The sequence below is a fragment of the Cupriavidus sp. H19C3 genome (assembly GCF_049393815.1).
GTDB lineage: Bacteria > Pseudomonadota > Gammaproteobacteria > Burkholderiales > Burkholderiaceae > Cupriavidus.
The window spans coordinates 305,561-317,453 of the sequence record NZ_CP184985.1; the positions used below are offsets into that span (position 1 = coordinate 305,561).

An 11,893-nucleotide genomic window follows, 5' to 3' on the forward strand; every position below is an offset into this window, starting at 1 on the left:
GTGCCGGTTACCCTGCGTCCGGCGCCGCGTCAGACCCCTGCGGCGGGGCCATCTTGCGGCGGGTGACCAGCAGCGGTGCTGGTGCCAGCCAGTTGCCGGAGACTCGGCTTCTGACGTCTCATGGCGGGCCTACCTCCTGACGACCAGTGCTCGACCGGCAGTCGGATTGCGGCGATGCTCTGCCGCGCGGCCCTCTCGGGGTGCATTCGTTATTCGACGCTCTCCTGCGCGTCCTCATCGACGCCCAGGCTCATGTGCACTTCCTGCCCGAGCAGCGCGATCACGCGCGCCGCAGTTTTCTCGTCCGGGTGGGCCTGGACGAGGTAGTTGTAGAAGACCGTCCCGCCTTCCTGCATCTCGATCGACAGCTTCTTCACGCGCACGTCGTCGAGCGTCAGGCCGTCCTGCTTCTTCGCCTTGTCGAGGATCTTGAGCAGCTGGTGCTCCCACGTGCCGTCCCACTTGATCACGCCGATCTTCGGGTTCTTCAGGTTGGGCAAGTGGTCGGCGCTAGTCACCAGGTCGCCCTGCACGCTGTCGTCCTTGTGGTAGAAGCTGGACTTCAGCGTGGGCGAGAACATGGCCAGAGAGTCGTTCGACATGCGCGTCTGCAGCCGCATGTCCATGCCGAGCACCTGTTCGTCGCCGTGGCGCTCGTTGCGCACGTTGACGTGGACGATCTTGGTCAGTTGGTTGTCGAGTTCGAGCATTCGTCGGCTCCGGTGGTGAAGGGGATCAGGCGGCGTTGTCGAACGCCGAGAAGTCGAGCTCGCAGAGCCAGCCGATCACCTCGGCCTCGGTGGCCTCGAAGTGGCTGACTAGCGCGGCAACGATCTCGGCGTCTGCCGGGCGCGGCTGGCGGTTACGCGGCGTGAGCTGCGTGACGGGCACGGGCTGGCGAGCGGGCGGCGCGGTGCGCGAAGCGACCGGAACAGGCGCAGGCGTGGGGACAGGAGCGGGCGCGGATGCGGCTGCGGGCGCGCGGCGATAGTAGAAGTGGGCGTTCATCTCATGACTCGGCCCACAGTTGCGCCACTGATCCTGCGGCGCGCGGCGGTACTCAAGATGCTCACCGCGTTCCAATGCTTCAATGGCCTCATCGAAGCTGGGATACTCGCCGCGCGCGCGCATGGCTTGCTCGTTGAGCAGCTTGTCTGCTTCCTCTTTGCGGATGCGGTCGCGCGTCGCCTGTTCCTTCGCTTCCTCGTCGGCCTTGTGCTTCGCGATGCGGGTGTCCACCACGAGGCGCAGATCGTCGAGCTGCTTGACCACGAGACCGAGACGGTCGGCGAACAGCGCCTCGTGCCCCTTGATGGCGTCGTCGAAGTAGGCGATGTTCGTGCGAATGCGCTTCGCCGCCGAATCGGCCGCGATCTTCGCGTTGGCCAGCAGCGTGTCCACCGCGTCGCGAATGCTGTCCACCGAGCGCTTGCCCTTAGCCGCGCCGGCGAAGTCGGGCATGCCCATCTCCACCCATGCGCCGCCGGTCTCGGCCTTGAGTCCGCTCACGTGCGCGGTGAACGCGTCGCGGCCGCCGCGGATGATCTGTTCTTTGATCATCTCCTTGCGCACCTTGACGGTCTTCTCAAGATTCAGTCGCACGCGCCGTGCCTCTGCGCTCACCTCATCCATGATGCGGAACGCCGTGTCGAGCGATGACGTTTGCGACAGGGCATGCTCCTTGGCAGCCTCAATCCGGACCTCGATGTCGCCGCACCACTTGGCTGTCTTGTCGGCGTCCGCAAATTCCTGATCGGTTGACGGCTCCAGATTGATCTCGGCAAACACAGCAAATGCGTGGTCGCGATACGCAACAAGGTTGCTCGCGGTGACTTCGCCCCTCATCTCCAGGTGGAGCGCGGGCAGCGTCTCCGGCGTGCGGCCGAGAGGTTTCACCTCGACCGGCTGTGGTTCGTGGTTGGCGAGATCGCTGTCGAACTGCATCCAGCCGAGGACGATGCGATCGAACCACGCCTTGTCTCGCTCAACGTCTGTCCACACCATGCGATCGCGCGTCCCGTCCGACACCACGAAGCGCACGCGCTCGGCGCCGGTGACGAGCAGGATCTGCTGGCACTGCGGCATGTGGCTGTCAGGCACGATCCCTTCGCGCACACTGGCGGCCAGTGCCTCGTTCCACTGCTTGTGCTCGAAAGCCGTGGTGCCGTCCATGGTCAGGCCGTCGAGCGACGATGACAGCCAGCCCTCGTCATCGCGGCAAGTCACTGGGTACAGATCCTCGCCGAGGTCTTCCTCGACCAGCGGCCGTGCCAGCGCCTCGACCTCGTGGCCGTAGTCGAGCACGTGCTCTTGTACCCAGTCGCTGAATTCCTTCGGCGTGCCGGTCTTCTTGACGCGCAGCAGCTCGGTGCGCTTCGTGTTCGGCGAGAGGCCGAGCATGGCCGCCGCCTCGGACGCGCCGTGGTACTGCATGCGGAACTCGAGCCACTCGGGCGAGCCTTGGGTGAGGTTGAGGATTTTCATTCTTGGTCACCGCCTTCGGTAGCAGCAGGCGTCGCCCAGCCAGCGATTTCCATCTTCTGGTCGGCGGTGAGCGATTCCTTGGTTTCGATCATGGCGATCAGGTCGTTGACGGTCTTCGCGCCCGACTCGATCTGCTTCTTCCAGCCGGGGGCCTTCTTCTTGAACGCCTCATCGGTGCAGACAGGCTTCTGCTTGGGGTCGGCCTTGGGGCCGTCGCCAGCTGCCGGCGGCTTCCCGTCCTGCTCGGCCTTGTTGTCCATGACGGATTTCCATGTGGCTTCGCCGTCCTTGATGGCGCCGTAGATGCCGCGCAGATCGACCAGTTCGGCCGGCGAGCAGTTGTCGAGCGAGTGGCCGAGATAAGCCTGCAGGTCGGAGACCTTCACGCCGATGCCGGCGAAGGCGTCGGCCACCTTCTTGCGCTCCGCGTCCGGGTCGCGCGCGGCTTCGTCCATGCGCACGCTCTTGATAATGTCCTCGGCCTCGTCCTGCATGTCGCCGGGGATGATGCGCAGGCCGAGCGTGCGGATCGCCTTTGAGATCTGCGCGGCGCGCTTGTTGAGCAGGTCGTCGTCGTTCGCCGGCACGGTGAAGACGTCCTTGCCGTAGCTGTTCTTCCGCACGGAGAGGAAGCTGCCATCGTCCATCGGCTTCGAGCGCTCGACCGTCTTCGACACGCGAACGTCGAGCGGGTAGGTCAGGTTCGATTCGAGATCGGTCACCGACACGCGGTGCACTTCCTTGCTGTCGTCCTCGAAGATCATCGACGTCTCGACGAGGACGTTCGTCATGCAGCGCAGCGCCACCTCGACGAAGCGGATGCCGAGGCCTTCGACGCCCTGGCCAATCGGCTTGCGGTAGTAGGCGCTCTTGTTGTGCGCGAAGGACGGACGGCGGCACTCGCGCAGCAGCGTCTGGCGAACGGCGTCCCAGTTGCGGGGGCGCTGCATCGCCATCACGTAGCGGGCCTCGACCATCGCCTTCGCCTGCGCAGCGACGGCCGTGGACGCGGTCTCGACGAGGGCGTGGGTGGTTTGCTGTGCGCCGAACTCGTTTCGCACGGCGAGGGCAGTGGACGTCATGGTGTCGTCTCCTAAAGCGGTAGGGGGTGGTCAGGCTGCGGTCGGCTCGGCCGGCTTGGCCTCGACCTTCGCGTACGGGTACTTCTTGTCGTACGGCTTGATGTGCTTGCCGAAGTGCGAGCCTTTCGACTCGGCCTGCTCGAACGCGGCGAAGTCCTCGGCCGTGAAGTTGCTGTAGTGGTACAGCGACGTCGGCTGGTCGGTCTTGCGATCGCGGAAGCGAATGGCGAGCGTCTGGCTCGCGGCGTCGTACCCGATGCTGTGGATCTGGCTGCTGTCGACTTCCTGCAGCGCGATCGAAGGAACGGCAGTGGTTTCCATGGGGCGTATCTCCGGGGTGGTGAAGGTCAGAACAGCACGCCGGCGCGATAGGCGACAGCGACGTACCAGATGACGGGTGCGCAGACGCAGAAGCCGATCGCGCACGCGTAGTCGATGGCGCGCTGGCGTTTCACCAGGCGCAGCAGCTCGTTGGATTCGGGGTCGTAGGTCATGCGAGCACCTGGCGAATGAGGGCGACGATGGCCCAGCCGAGCGCGACCAGCGCGGCGCGGGCGAGCCAGCGGTTGTTGCGGTCGATGTCATGCATTGCGTGCCTCCCGATCGGCCCAGCCGTATTCGATACGGCCGATATCCGCCACCTTGCCGACAGCGTTCAGATCCATGTGCTTCCATGAGAACGTGGTGTTGTGGCCGGCGCCGATATAGAGCAAAGACATCAGACGCAACGCGCGGCCTGGCTTCTTGCTGGCCTGCTGCCGCACGCGGATGCTGACGTTGCCCGTGCCGCTGGTCGCATGCGGATAGAAGATCAACGTGACGTCGCGCGAAACGAATCGGAACGCCTCGTAGTCGTATGAGCTCCACGACAGCTCACCCGGGGCATCTTTGAGGACGAGGCTCGCCATCGCAAACTCGTGCTTGGCCTCGCGCTGGTACTTGCCAGCCATCGGATCGCGGCTCATCAGGACACCATCGAGGCGAGAAGCGTCGCGGCTAGCACGACCAGCGGCGGCGCGACAGCGATGAGCAGGGCGGTGTAGAAGGTGTCGCGGCTCACGATTGCTCTCCCGTCGCCTTCTTCAGCGCGCGCTGCAGCATCTGGGCTACCTCGACGCGCGCTTGGGTGGGGGATAGTTCGCCGATGCACTGCATGGCAGCGCGGGCCGCTTCGAGCAACTCCGGCGCAGCCGCGATGAGGCGGGCGTTAGCCTTTGCACCCTCGCGGCCGAAGTAGCCGGTGGTGCTAGCGACGAGATAGCCGTTGACGACCTCTCCCACGCACTGTCCGTCCGGAGTGGGACCGAATGCGTCCGCCGTTACCCACGGGCCAGGAGTGTGCGCGCTCATGCCGACCTCGCCATGCGTTGCATCGTCGCGGCCTTGGCCATCGCGTTGCCGTGCAGCACGCGGGCGTATTCGACGACCTCGTATTTGTCGATGCCGTTCCAGACCTTGCGCTTGTCGACAGAGGCGATGTAGTTCGCCAGCAGCATCACGGCTCGCGGGCCTTCAGCGATCTGGTCGAGGAACGCTTTCTCGGCGGTGGTGCCGTAGGCGTGGTTGTCGGCGGCGGTCTTCATGCGGCCCTCCGCGACTCGGCGATGTCTTCGGCAGCCTGCTGCTCAAGGTGAGCCACGAAATCGGCGTGCAGGTGGTCGAGCATGGCGTCCGACACGCTGCCATCGTCGTGCACGAGGCGGATATCGGAGGCGATGAAGGCAGGCGTGCGGCCGATGGCCGGCGTGGTCAGCTCACCCGTGACCGACCAGAACAGGCCGGCGGCTTCCACGAGGGCGCGCTTCTGGTCGGCGCGCTCGCGCGGCTGACGGACCTTGGCGTAGTAGGCCAGGCCGCCACCAGCGCGTTGCCTCGCTTCATGGGCTTGCTGATAGGCGGCTGAGGGGGGAAGTGCGGTTGGCATCGCGGCTCCATCGGTGTGTTGATGGAGCTATAGTAAGACTGAAACGTCTACATAACAAGACGAAAATGTCTATGTAAGACGAAAACGTTTCAATCGGACGGATATGTCCGATAGTTTTCTCTATGAGTCGGATTTGGACTATCAGTCGTAAAGCAGTGGGAGGTCTTCCCGCATCTTCATCGGGCGGGTGTCTTCAGCCTTGATCTTGAACTCGACAACACGTCCAGCTTCCAGACTGAAGTACCTGAAAGTCAGTAGACGTGAATCTGCACCGAGACTCCAACATCCAACTGAATTGGATAGTCCAGGGCGGCCTGCAATCCGCTCGTTCTGGAGGATCAGCCCAGAGAACCATCCTTTCCCGCAATAGGCATCGGGAGCGGGTGAGTGGGTCATTACGACGACCTTGTAGGAACTGTCCAGCGTCGGCGCAAAGGCTGCTAGGACGTCAATCATCGGAGCTGCATGAGCTGACGACGCGACAAGATACGTGGCTATGGTCGATACAAGCATGCGTTTCACAGCCTGGCTCCCATCCAAAAGACCTTTCCGATGATCGTAACGTACTCTTCCTTGTCGACTGGCACTGAGATGTCCGGGTACCGATGCTTGTCAGGGTTGTCTGAAACGATCAGAACCCCGCCTCCAATTTCCTTGCGCAGGCGCTTCACCAGGATCTCACCTTCGACGCGGATCACGTGGATGGAGTTGTTGACCATTTCCTTCTTTGCGAGGTCGACAAGGAGTACAGCTCCATCAGGAATGGTCGGTTCCATGCTGTTTCCGTCTGCATAGATGACCACGGCGTCGGGTTCTTTTACGCCTTCCTGCCGCAGGAAATCACGTCGGAAAGCCAATCGACCACGCTCCGTTTCAATGAACACCAGGTTCCCATTCCCTGCTGACGCCTTTACGTCCAGCCTCGGAAGCATCGCGAAGTCCGTGTCTCCCGCGTCGGGCCGAGTCGCGGAAAGCAATTGCACCAAAGGCATTCCCAAGCCTGTGGCTATCTGCTCGATCAGTTCGATGGAGGGGACCTGTTCTCCCTTTAGCAAGCGGTTCAGCGACTTCTGTTGAACGTTTGTAGCGCGAGCCATGGCGGCCTCGCTTTTGAATCTCGAGTCCGGCCCGATGAGCGACTTGAGATTCGCTATCAGATTTTGAAGTGCTTTGTCCATGGCATCGGATGCTACCGATGGGATCAAGACGTTTGTGTCTTGATTTTCAGGCGGATGCGCCTTAGTATTGTTAAGACGATTATGTCTAGACACGGCGGGAGCCCCACTATGGAAGAGATGAAGGTGCTGCGTAAGTGGCTTGAGGACAACAAAGGCCGTTGGACCAAGATCGCGTCAGAGACTGGTCTGAGCACTAAGACGCTCTCGCGTATCGCCAATGGTGAAGTCGAGTCCGTCCACTTGAGCACCTACGCCAAGATTCGTGAGGCGATGCAGCCGATCGCCATGGACCAGCCGCAGATCGCGGCGTAGTGGATATCTCGATGAAATCGCTAATGTCGTTGTGGACGCGAAGCCTGGCCCGGACGATCGCGCTGCCGCGTAACACCAGCACTCCACTGGCGCCTCTCGCGGCGCCTTTATTTGGCCCGCCGGCCGACTGTGGTGGCAACTGTGGTTTCGATTGAATTTCCCAATCAGGAGAAGAGCAAATGCGGGTAGCCGAACAGCCGAAAACCGGCTCTGGCAAAGGGTTTCAGGGTTATGAGCATAGCGCCGGGCGCTTCTTTCCGGACGCTGTTATCGCCAGTTGCGGGACGTTTCGCGACGCGTGCGCGCTGGCGTGGGAAAACCGCGCCAATCCGAGCCTGACGTTCCAGATGCTCGCCGTGATGGCCGGTCTGCAGAACCAGCACGTCGGCGAGTACTTCCAGCGCGAGCCGTTCAATGCGAAGGGCAACCCGCGCCGGCCGCTGCCTGCCGAGAAGCTGCATGCCGTCGAGGCCGTTCTCGGCAACCGGATCCTGAGCCAGTACCTGATGCACCGCGGGGAACTGACCATTTTTGAAGCAGTGGTGGCAGCGAGGGGTGCATGACCTATCAAGAAGCGCTCGACGTGGCCCAGAAGGCCATGGAAGACGCAGTGGGGCGTTGCGATGGAGACGACATCGAGCTGACCAAGGCGCTTGCCGAGGCGACGCAGGACCCGGTGGTGGCACAGGCCTTCGAGATCGTGGGCATGCGCGACCTGCTGGCCGAACAGAACACCAAGCATTGAGGGGCCGTATGGACGCACAGCAAGCCGAGCGCGCGCACGTGGGCTGGATCCACGAGCTGCTGCACCGCATGACGGTCGCCGAGACGAAGGACGTGCGCCTTCACCTGTGCGCCCAGGCCAAGGAAGCGATCGCCGAGCTGCAGCAGATGGCGGCGGCGGGGAGCAAGAAGTAGCCATGGCCAGAATCCGCTCCATCAAACCTGAATACTGGACCTCCGAGCAGGTCATGGGGGTGTCGCGCGACGCGCGGCTGCTCTTCATAGGCCTGTGGAATTTCTGCGACGACGGCGGCAACCATCCCGCCAGCGCGATCACCCTCAAGGCTGAAGTCCTGCCTGGCGACGACGTTACCGCGGCCACGGTCATGCAGTGGGTAGACGAACTGATCGAGCAGCAGTTGCTGGTCGAGTATGAAGTCGACGGCCGCGAGTTCTGGCACGTCACTGGCTGGCACCACCAGAGGATCGACCAGCCGACGCTTCGTCACCCGACAGGTGACACACATGGTGACGCAGGTGACACAGGTGACGCGCGTCACCACAAAAGACTGGGTGGGAAGCAGCGCCAACTGCTGTTGAAGAAGTTGCGCGAGTTTCGAGGTGACACGTGTCACCAGTGCGGTGACGCACCCGGTGTCACGTTGGCACGCGTCACCTATGTGTCACCTGATGAGGCGCAGGAATACAAGGGTTACGGGTTAGTGTGCGCTTCGTGTAAGCGGAAAATCGGTGCCGGTGACGCACTGGTGACGCAAGGTGACGCACGGTGTCTCGATGGTGACTCGCCTACGGAAGGGAAGGGAGTGGAGGGGAGTGGAGGGGATCTATTAAACCCAACCACCACTAACGTGGTGGTCGTCGATAGCGTCCCCGCTACCGACCTCGTCCTCGTGCACAAAGCCGAGGACATCGAAAAATCGGGCAAGCCTTCCTGCCCGCATAAGCAGATCATCGCGCTCTACCACGAGATCCTGCCCATGTGTCCGGAGATTCGTGAGTGGACGCCGACTCGTGCCGAGCACCTGCGCGCTCGCTGGAGCGAAGACCCGAAGCGCCAGAGTCTCGACTACTGGCGGAAGTTCTTCGCGTACGTCGCCGAGTCCGAATTCCTGACGGGCCGTGCCTACACGCAGCCTGGGCGAAAACCGTTCCGTGCTGACCTCGAATGGATCTGCAAGCTCGCCAACTTCACGAAGATCCGCGAGGGCAAGTACCACGAGGGAGAAGCCGCATGAGCGCGCCCGACGATCTGCCGCAGGCCCGGCCGCTGCACAGCGTCGAAGGCGAACAGGCCGTCCTCGGTGGCCTTCTGCTCGACAACGACGCCATCGACCGCCTCAACGGCCTGGCGGAAGCGCACTTCTGGCGCGATGACCACCGGATGATCTTCCGCGCCATCGTGCGGCTGGTGACGGCCAACAAGCCGGCCGACGTGGTGACCGTGTACGAGTTCCTGCAGACGCACGGCGTGGAAGAGCGCGCGGGCGGCCTGGGCTACCTGACCGAGCTGGCGCAGCGCACGCCGACCGCTGCGAACATCTCGCGCTACGCCGAGATCGTGCGCGACCGCGCGCTGATGCGCGAGACCGCGGCCGCCGCGCGTAAGGTGCTGGAGCTCGTCGAGACGCCGGGCCCGATGAAGGGCGCCGAAATCGTGGACAGGGCGCAGTCGCTTCTCGCGGACCTCGCGCAGGTCGGGGTGAGCCGCGAGCCGAAGATGATCGCCGAGCTGCTGACCGCGTTCGTCGAAGAGGTGGACGAGCGGTACCACAGCCGCGTCGATCCATCGATCTCGACCGGCATCGAATCGCTCGACCGCGCGCTGAACGGCGGCTTGCACCCGGGCAACCTGGTGATCGTGGCTGGTCGCCCGTCGATGGGCAAGACTGCGCTGACCACCGACGTCGGATTGAACATCGCCCACGCCGGCCGCAGCGTGCTGCTGCTGTCGATGGAAATGCCCGACCGCGAGATCGTCGCGCGGGCCGTGGCAAACCGCGGAAAGATCGGCCTCTCGCGGCTGCTCAGTGGCCGCCTTGAGGACAGCGACTGGCCGCGCATGACGTGGGCGATCCAGAACATCGGGAACATGACCTTCGCGATCGACGACTCGCCCGCACTGTCGCTGCTCGAGGTGAAGACCAAAGCGAAGGCGCACCGGCGGCGGCACGGGCTCGACGTGCTGATCGTCGACTACCTTGGCCTGATGTCCGGCGGCGAGGAAAAGATGCGCACGCAGCAGATCGGCGCCTACTCGCGCGGCCTGAAGTCGCTGGCCAAGGAGCTCGACATCCCGGTCGTCGCGCTCGCACAGCTCAGCCGCAAGAACGAAGAGCGCCCGGACAAGCGGCCAATCCTGTCGGACCTGCGCGACTCCGGCGACATCGAGCAGGACGCGGACGTCGTGATGTTCGTCCACCGCCCGGAGATGTACGACCCGAACAACCCCGACCTGAAGGGCTACGCCGAGGTGCTGATCCGCAAGCAGCGCAATGGCGCGCTCGGCGACGTGCCGCTGCTGTACCAGGGCGCCGTGACGAAGTTTGCCGAGTGGTCGGGGCCGCTGCCGACCATCAACGCCGGCCCGCCGGCGCGCAAGCGCGGCATTGCCGCCGAACTGTGAGGACCCCATGACCGACCTTTTCGAGACCATCACGAAGGCCGACGATGCGAAGTGGCCGTTTCCGCGAGATCGCAAGAGCGCCGACCGGCTCGTGCAGGAGGCGCTCGCGCACCGCGAACTGGCACCGAAGGCGAGGGCTGCGATCGACGCCGAGGTCGCATTGACGGTGGATCCCGCAGGCCCACCGCTCAACCAACGTTGCCCGAATTGCTTTTTCAAAGGTCGAGATGTATGCCTCTGCTACGAGAAATTTGCCAATCCCGAGCACGCAGATGTGGGTACGCCTTCGCGCATCAACGAGCCTCCACCCACACCGCTGCCGACTCGAGCGAGTTGGAATGGCTTGCCGGACGGTCCCGCGATGGTTCTGGCCATGGCATCGCCCGCCTGCAACGCCAACATCCTCGCGCTCGACCTCGGCACGAAAACGGGCTGGGCACTGGGCCTGCGCGACGGCAAGGTGCGCAGCGGCAGCGAATCGTTCGCCGCGCGCCGTAACGAAGGCCCGGGCCAGCGCTGGCTGAAGTTCCAGGCATGGCTGGGCGAACAGTACCGCGCGGCCGGCGAGCTGCAGGCGATCTACTACGAGATCGTCATGGCGCACGGCCCCAGGGATCAACCCAACACGCTGGCCGCCCACGTGTACGGCGGCTTCGAGGCATTCCTGCAGGCGTTCGCCGACCGCAACCGCATCCAGTTGGTCGGGGTGGGGGTGGGCACGATCAAGAAGTCCGCCACCGGCAAGGGCAACGCGAAGAAGGAAGCCGTGATCGCCGCCATGCGCGCGCGCGGCCACCGCGTCATCGATGACAACCACGGCGATGCTCTGGCGCTGCTCGAGTACGCGCGGCAGCAGGAGGCGTGACATGGCCGCCCGCTGGACACCCGCCGAAGAGCAGATGCTGCGCGACCTCGTGGCCACCGGCCAGTCGTACCGGGTCATCGGCGCGCACCTTGGCCGCACGGGAGACACGGTCTTCCACAAGGCCAAGGCCATGGGCCTCGGCTCGAAGCCGCTCACCGCCGAGCGCTCGCCGACCTGGATCGCCATCCAGCGCGTGTGCGCTGACGGCGTGCCGCGCACGACCAGGGAGCTGGCCGCTGCCACCGGCGCCGCGCGCCACACCGTCGACTGCCTGATGGCCGAGCGCCGGCGCAAGAAGCAGGCGCACGTTGCGCGCTGGGTGGCAGGCCATGGCGCTCCGGTGCCGTACTGGCTGCCGGTGCCGGGACGCAATGCACCGCGGCCCAAGGTTCTGTCTCCCGCGGAGGTGTCGCGCCGATTTCGCGAGCGCCAGCGCAAAGAAGACCCACTCGCGTACGTCGCGCAACTGCTCCGCAACGTTGTGCGGCAGGCGCTGAAGAGCGGGAAGTCCAACACGACGCAGCACGCGCTGGTCCGCGCGCTGTATGGCATGGGAGAGATCTGATGGAAGAACTGTTTCTGATCTTCGGCGCGCTGGTGATCGCGGTCACCCTCGGCGTGCCGGTTGCCTGGAGCCTGCTGCCATGAGCGATGCACGCGATTTCTGCTGCCGGTGCGAGT

General features: G+C 64.0%; 19 protein-coding genes. 8 read left to right on the plus strand and 11 right to left on the minus strand.

All coding sequences use genetic code 11. The features are described 5' to 3' along the window. Positions 1-209: 209 nt before the first annotated feature. The 11 genes from DFLDMN_RS01410 to DFLDMN_RS01460 form a co-directional block, all read right to left on the minus strand. Entirely contained in the window at positions 210-710 is a 501-nt protein-coding gene (locus DFLDMN_RS01410; protein WP_423196755.1) for a hypothetical protein, read from the minus strand. A 25-nt stretch (positions 711-735) separates the two neighbouring features. Beyond that, positions 736-2,484 carry a YqaJ viral recombinase family protein gene (locus DFLDMN_RS01415; protein WP_423196756.1) on the minus strand — a complete coding sequence of 583 codons (1,749 nt, stop codon included), beginning with the start codon at positions 2,482-2,484 and terminating at the stop codon, positions 736-738. After that, positions 2,481-3,566 (minus strand): hypothetical protein, encoded by a 1,086-nt coding sequence (locus tag DFLDMN_RS01420; RefSeq protein WP_423196757.1) that lies wholly within the window; start codon positions 3,564-3,566, stop codon positions 2,481-2,483. Before DFLDMN_RS01420 ends, DFLDMN_RS01415 begins: the two co-directional genes overlap by 4 nt. Positions 3,567-3,596: 30 nt before the next feature. After that, positions 3,597-3,887, minus strand: coding sequence for a KTSC domain-containing protein (locus DFLDMN_RS01425; RefSeq protein WP_423196758.1), 291 nt, complete (start codon positions 3,885-3,887; stop codon positions 3,597-3,599). A 26-nt stretch (positions 3,888-3,913) separates the two neighbouring features. Beyond that, on the minus strand, positions 3,914-4,060 hold the full coding sequence (locus tag DFLDMN_RS01430; RefSeq protein WP_423196759.1) for a hypothetical protein: 147 nt from the start codon (positions 4,058-4,060) through the stop codon (positions 3,914-3,916). Between the two features lie 87 nt (positions 4,061-4,147). Next, a complete protein-coding gene (locus tag DFLDMN_RS01435; RefSeq protein ID WP_423196760.1) occupies positions 4,148-4,531 on the minus strand; it encodes a hypothetical protein in 384 nt (127 codons plus the stop codon). Positions 4,532-4,622: 91 nt separating this feature from the next. Continuing rightward, the gene (locus DFLDMN_RS01440; RefSeq protein ID WP_423196761.1) at positions 4,623-4,847 is read right to left on the minus strand and encodes a hypothetical protein; all 225 of its coding nucleotides are present in this window, start codon (positions 4,845-4,847) and stop codon (positions 4,623-4,625) included. Between the two features lie 65 nt (positions 4,848-4,912). Beyond that, entirely contained in the window at positions 4,913-5,149 is a 237-nt protein-coding gene (locus DFLDMN_RS01445) for a hypothetical protein (RefSeq protein WP_423196762.1), read from the minus strand. Continuing rightward, positions 5,146-5,490 carry a hypothetical protein gene (locus DFLDMN_RS01450; protein ID WP_423196763.1) on the minus strand — a complete coding sequence of 115 codons (345 nt, stop codon included), beginning with the start codon at positions 5,488-5,490 and terminating at the stop codon, positions 5,146-5,148. The genes DFLDMN_RS01445 and DFLDMN_RS01450 overlap by 4 nt, the downstream gene beginning before the upstream one ends. Positions 5,491-5,631: 141 nt before the next feature. Beyond that, positions 5,632-5,946, minus strand: a complete 315-nt coding sequence (locus DFLDMN_RS01455; protein WP_423196764.1) for a hypothetical protein — start codon at positions 5,944-5,946, stop codon at positions 5,632-5,634. Positions 5,947-6,008: 62 nt separating this feature from the next. Beyond that, a complete protein-coding gene (locus DFLDMN_RS01460) occupies positions 6,009-6,668 on the minus strand; it encodes an XRE family transcriptional regulator (protein ID WP_423196765.1) in 660 nt (219 codons plus the stop codon). Positions 6,669-6,776: 108 nt separating this feature from the next. On the opposite strand from DFLDMN_RS01460, the gene DFLDMN_RS01465 reads away from it, so the two are divergent. The 8 genes from DFLDMN_RS01465 to DFLDMN_RS01500 all read left to right on the plus strand — a co-directional run bounded on the left by DFLDMN_RS01465 (position 6,777) and on the right by DFLDMN_RS01500 (position 11,777). Then, entirely contained in the window at positions 6,777-6,980 is a 204-nt protein-coding gene (locus DFLDMN_RS01465; protein WP_423196766.1) for a helix-turn-helix domain-containing protein, read from the plus strand. A gap of 179 nt (positions 6,981-7,159) precedes the next feature. Continuing rightward, positions 7,160-7,543 carry an XRE family transcriptional regulator gene (locus tag DFLDMN_RS01470; protein WP_423196767.1) on the plus strand — a complete coding sequence of 128 codons (384 nt, stop codon included), beginning with the start codon at positions 7,160-7,162 and terminating at the stop codon, positions 7,541-7,543. Then, the gene (locus DFLDMN_RS01475; protein WP_423196768.1) at positions 7,540-7,725 is read left to right on the plus strand and encodes a hypothetical protein; all 186 of its coding nucleotides are present in this window, start codon (positions 7,540-7,542) and stop codon (positions 7,723-7,725) included. Before DFLDMN_RS01470 ends, DFLDMN_RS01475 begins: the two co-directional genes overlap by 4 nt. Positions 7,726-7,733: 8 nt before the next feature. Beyond that, positions 7,734-7,898 (plus strand): hypothetical protein, encoded by a 165-nt coding sequence (locus DFLDMN_RS01480; protein WP_423196769.1) that lies wholly within the window; start codon positions 7,734-7,736, stop codon positions 7,896-7,898. 2 nt (positions 7,899-7,900) lie between these two features. Next, the gene (locus DFLDMN_RS01485; RefSeq protein WP_423196770.1) at positions 7,901-8,959 is read left to right on the plus strand and encodes a hypothetical protein; all 1,059 of its coding nucleotides are present in this window, start codon (positions 7,901-7,903) and stop codon (positions 8,957-8,959) included. Next, positions 8,956-10,347, plus strand: coding sequence for a replicative DNA helicase (gene dnaB / locus DFLDMN_RS01490; protein ID WP_423196771.1), 1,392 nt, complete (start codon positions 8,956-8,958; stop codon positions 10,345-10,347). Before DFLDMN_RS01485 ends, dnaB begins: the two co-directional genes overlap by 4 nt. A 7-nt stretch (positions 10,348-10,354) precedes the next feature. Next, the gene (locus DFLDMN_RS01495) at positions 10,355-11,212 is read left to right on the plus strand and encodes a hypothetical protein (protein WP_423196772.1); all 858 of its coding nucleotides are present in this window, start codon (positions 10,355-10,357) and stop codon (positions 11,210-11,212) included. Between the two features lies 1 nt (position 11,213). Beyond that, positions 11,214-11,777 carry a hypothetical protein gene (locus DFLDMN_RS01500; RefSeq protein WP_423196773.1) on the plus strand — a complete coding sequence of 188 codons (564 nt, stop codon included), beginning with the start codon at positions 11,214-11,216 and terminating at the stop codon, positions 11,775-11,777. Positions 11,778-11,893: the final 116 nt, after the last annotated feature.

Excerpts from the sequence above, each read along its gene's own strand:
- DFLDMN_RS01420 (WP_423196757.1), bottom strand. The coding sequence starts at position 3,566 with ATGACGTCCACTGCCCTCGCCGTGCGAAACGAGTTCGGCGCACAGCAA.
- DFLDMN_RS01460 (WP_423196765.1), bottom strand. The coding sequence starts at position 6,668 with ATGGACAAAGCACTTCAAAATCTGATAGCGAATCTCAAGTCGCTCATC.
- DFLDMN_RS01485 (WP_423196770.1), top strand. The coding sequence starts at position 7,901 with ATGGCCAGAATCCGCTCCATCAAACCTGAATACTGGACCTCCGAGCAG.
- DFLDMN_RS01430 (WP_423196759.1), bottom strand. The coding sequence starts at position 4,060 with ATGACCTACGACCCCGAATCCAACGAGCTGCTGCGCCTGGTGAAACGC.
- DFLDMN_RS01480 (WP_423196769.1), top strand. The coding sequence starts at position 7,734 with ATGGACGCACAGCAAGCCGAGCGCGCGCACGTGGGCTGGATCCACGAG.
- DFLDMN_RS01495 (WP_423196772.1), top strand. The coding sequence starts at position 10,355 with ATGACCGACCTTTTCGAGACCATCACGAAGGCCGACGATGCGAAGTGG.
- DFLDMN_RS01410 (WP_423196755.1), bottom strand. The coding sequence starts at position 710 with ATGCTCGAACTCGACAACCAACTGACCAAGATCGTCCACGTCAACGTG.
- dnaB (WP_423196771.1), top strand. The coding sequence starts at position 8,956 with ATGAGCGCGCCCGACGATCTGCCGCAGGCCCGGCCGCTGCACAGCGTC.
- DFLDMN_RS01500 (WP_423196773.1), top strand. The coding sequence starts at position 11,214 with ATGGCCGCCCGCTGGACACCCGCCGAAGAGCAGATGCTGCGCGACCTC.
- DFLDMN_RS01425 (WP_423196758.1), bottom strand. The coding sequence starts at position 3,887 with ATGGAAACCACTGCCGTTCCTTCGATCGCGCTGCAGGAAGTCGACAGC.
- DFLDMN_RS01455 (WP_423196764.1), bottom strand. The coding sequence starts at position 5,946 with ATGATTGACGTCCTAGCAGCCTTTGCGCCGACGCTGGACAGTTCCTAC.
- DFLDMN_RS01475 (WP_423196768.1), top strand. The coding sequence starts at position 7,540 with ATGACCTATCAAGAAGCGCTCGACGTGGCCCAGAAGGCCATGGAAGAC.
- DFLDMN_RS01415 (WP_423196756.1), bottom strand. The coding sequence starts at position 2,484 with ATGAAAATCCTCAACCTCACCCAAGGCTCGCCCGAGTGGCTCGAGTTC.
- DFLDMN_RS01435 (WP_423196760.1), bottom strand. The coding sequence starts at position 4,531 with ATGAGCCGCGATCCGATGGCTGGCAAGTACCAGCGCGAGGCCAAGCAC.
- DFLDMN_RS01450 (WP_423196763.1), bottom strand. The coding sequence starts at position 5,490 with ATGCCAACCGCACTTCCCCCCTCAGCCGCCTATCAGCAAGCCCATGAA.
- DFLDMN_RS01470 (WP_423196767.1), top strand. The coding sequence starts at position 7,160 with ATGCGGGTAGCCGAACAGCCGAAAACCGGCTCTGGCAAAGGGTTTCAG.
- DFLDMN_RS01445 (WP_423196762.1), bottom strand. The coding sequence starts at position 5,149 with ATGAAGACCGCCGCCGACAACCACGCCTACGGCACCACCGCCGAGAAA.
- DFLDMN_RS01465 (WP_423196766.1), top strand. The coding sequence starts at position 6,777 with ATGGAAGAGATGAAGGTGCTGCGTAAGTGGCTTGAGGACAACAAAGGC.